The sequence below is a fragment of the Clostridium acetobutylicum ATCC 824 genome (genome assembly GCF_000008765.1).
GTDB classification, from domain to species: domain Bacteria; phylum Bacillota; class Clostridia; order Clostridiales; family Clostridiaceae; genus Clostridium_S; species Clostridium_S acetobutylicum.
The window spans coordinates 337501-340000 of the sequence record NC_003030.1 but is presented as its reverse complement, the minus strand read 5'-3'; the positions used below and the strand labels follow the sequence as shown (position 1 = coordinate 340000).

The 2500-nt window shown below is 47.0% G+C and carries 2 rRNA genes (both running past the window's edge); both read right to left on the bottom strand.

Annotated features, from left to right (window positions below):
- Positions 1–2132: ribosomal RNA gene (locus CA_RS01650) — 23S ribosomal RNA — on the bottom strand; it reaches 774 nt to the left of the window's first position.
- 180 nt (positions 2133–2312) lie between these two features.
- Positions 2313–2500: ribosomal RNA gene (locus CA_RS01645) — 16S ribosomal RNA — on the bottom strand; it runs 1318 nt beyond the window's last position.
- Together the 16S and 23S rRNA genes form the textbook arrangement of a ribosomal RNA operon.

The window sequence follows — 2500 nt, the reverse complement described above, 5'->3', positions numbered from 1 at the left end:
CCCACCTATTCTGTACAGACAATACCGAGATTCAATGCTAAGATACAGTAAAGCTCTACGGGGTCTTTCCGTCCAATCGCGGGTAGCAAGCATCTTCACTTGCACTACAATTTCGCCGGATTTGCTGTTGAGACAGTGCCCAAATCATTACGCCATTCGTGCGGGTCGGAACTTACCCGACAAGGAATTTCGCTACCTTAGGACCGTTATAGTTACGGCCGCCGTTTACTGGGGCTTAAGTTCATGCCTTCGCTTGCGCTAAGCATTCCCCTTAACCTTCCAGCACCGGGCAGGCGTCAGCTCCTATACTTCAGCTTTCGCTTTAGCAGAAACCTGTGTTTTTGATAAACAGTTGCTTGGGCCTATTCTCTGCGACCTACTCTCGTAGGCACCCCTTCTCCCGAAGTTACGGGGTCAATTTGCCGAGTTCCTTAACAGCAATTCTTCCGATGGTCTTAGGATTCTCTCCTCACCTACCTGTGTCGGTTTGCGGTACGGGCACAGAGCTCCTGGATAGAGACTTTTCTTGGCAGCATGAAATCAGATATTTCGGTAGTAAACTACCTCACCATTACACCCCAGACTTAACGAAAGACGGATTTTCCTATCTTTCATCCTCAGTGCTTAGACGTACTTCCAATAACGTACGCATATCCTATCCTCCTGCGTCATCCCATTTCTCATAACGTTACTCTGCGGTATCGGAATATCAACCGATTGTCCATCACCTACGCCTTTCGGCCTCGGCTTAGGTCCCGACTTACCCTGGGCGGACGAACCTTCCCCAGGAAACCTTAGGTTTTCGACCACTAAGATTCTCACTTAGTTCTCGCTACTTATGCCAGCATACTCTCTCCTGTACAGTCCACCGCTCCTTTGGGTACGACTTCAGCCCATACAGGATGCTCCTCTACCACTTGTACGAAGTACAAGTTCACAGCTTCGGTGTTAGATTTTAGCCCCGGACATTTTCGGCGCAGGATCTCTTGACTAGTGAGCTATCACGCACTCTTTTAATGTATGGCTGCTTCTGAGCCAACATCCTAGTTGTCTTAGAAATCCCACATCCTTTACCACTTAATCTATACTTTGGGACCTTAGCTGGTGATCTGGGCTGTTTCCCTTTTGACTACGGATCTTATCATTCGCAGTCTGACTACCATGATTCAAGTATCCAGCATTCGGAGTTTGATAAAGTTCGGTAACTGTTGTCAGCCCCTACCTCATTCAGTGCTCTACCTCCGGTACTCATTCATGGCGCTAGCCCTAAAGCTATTTCGAGGAGAACCAGCTATATCCGAGTTCGATTGGAATTTCTCCCCTATCCACAGCTCATCCCATGGTTTTTCAACACCATTGTGGTTCGGGCCTCCACGGAATTTTACTTCCGCTTCACCCTGGCCATGGATAGGTCACCCGGTTTCGGGTCTACAGCATGCAACTATACGCCCTATTCAGACTTGGTTTCCCTTCGGCTGCTCACCTTAAGTGCTTAACCTTGCTGCATACCGTAACTCGCTGGCTCGTTCTACAAAAAGCACATCATCACACATTAACGTGTTTTGATCGGTTGTGGACACACGGTTTCAGGTTCTATTTCACTCCCCTCCTGGGGTTCTTTTCACCTTTCCCTCACGGTACTTCTTCACTATCGGTCACTAGGTAGTATTTAGCCTTGGGAGGTGGTCCTCCCAGCTTCCCACAAGGTTTCACGTGTCTCGTGGTACTCTGGTACAGATCGGGCTTTTTTCTCTTTTTACCTACAGGACTATTACCTTCTATGGTTTAACTTTCCAGAAATCTTCGGTTAAGATATAAAGCCTTAATGATCTGACCGCAACCCCGGAAACAAGTTTCCGGTTTGGGCTCTTTCCGTTTCGCTCGCCGCTACTAAGGAAATCGATTTTTCTTTCTCTTCCTCCAGGTACTTAGATGTTTCAGTTCCCCGGGTTTACCTCTATATACCTATGAATTCAGTATACAGTTCATGGGGTTACCCATGAGAGTTTCCTCATTCGGAAATCTTCGGTTCACAGGCTATCTGCGCCTACCCGAAGCTTATCGCAGCTTATCACGTCCTTCATCGGCTTCTAGTGCCAAGGCATTCACCATGCGCCCTTTGTAGCTTGACCTTAAGTAAATATATTTAAATTCAAACAACAAAGAATTAACTTTGCCTTGCTTTAGAGTATTACTCTATATTGATTACTATGCAATTTTCAAAGTACAAATTTAGAGAGAATTAAACTCTCAAAATTAAACAGAGAACAAAGAACCTTCATGGAAATTACATTTCCATGTCGACTCCTTAGAAAGGAGGTGATCCAGCCGCAGGTTCTCCTACGGCTACCTTGTTACGACTTCACCCCAATTATCAACCCCACCTTCGACCGCTGGTTCCAAAAGGTTACCTCACGGGCTTCGGGTGTTGCCGACTCTCATGGTGTGACGGGCGGTGTGTACAAGACCCGGGAACGTATTCACCGCGACATTCTGATTC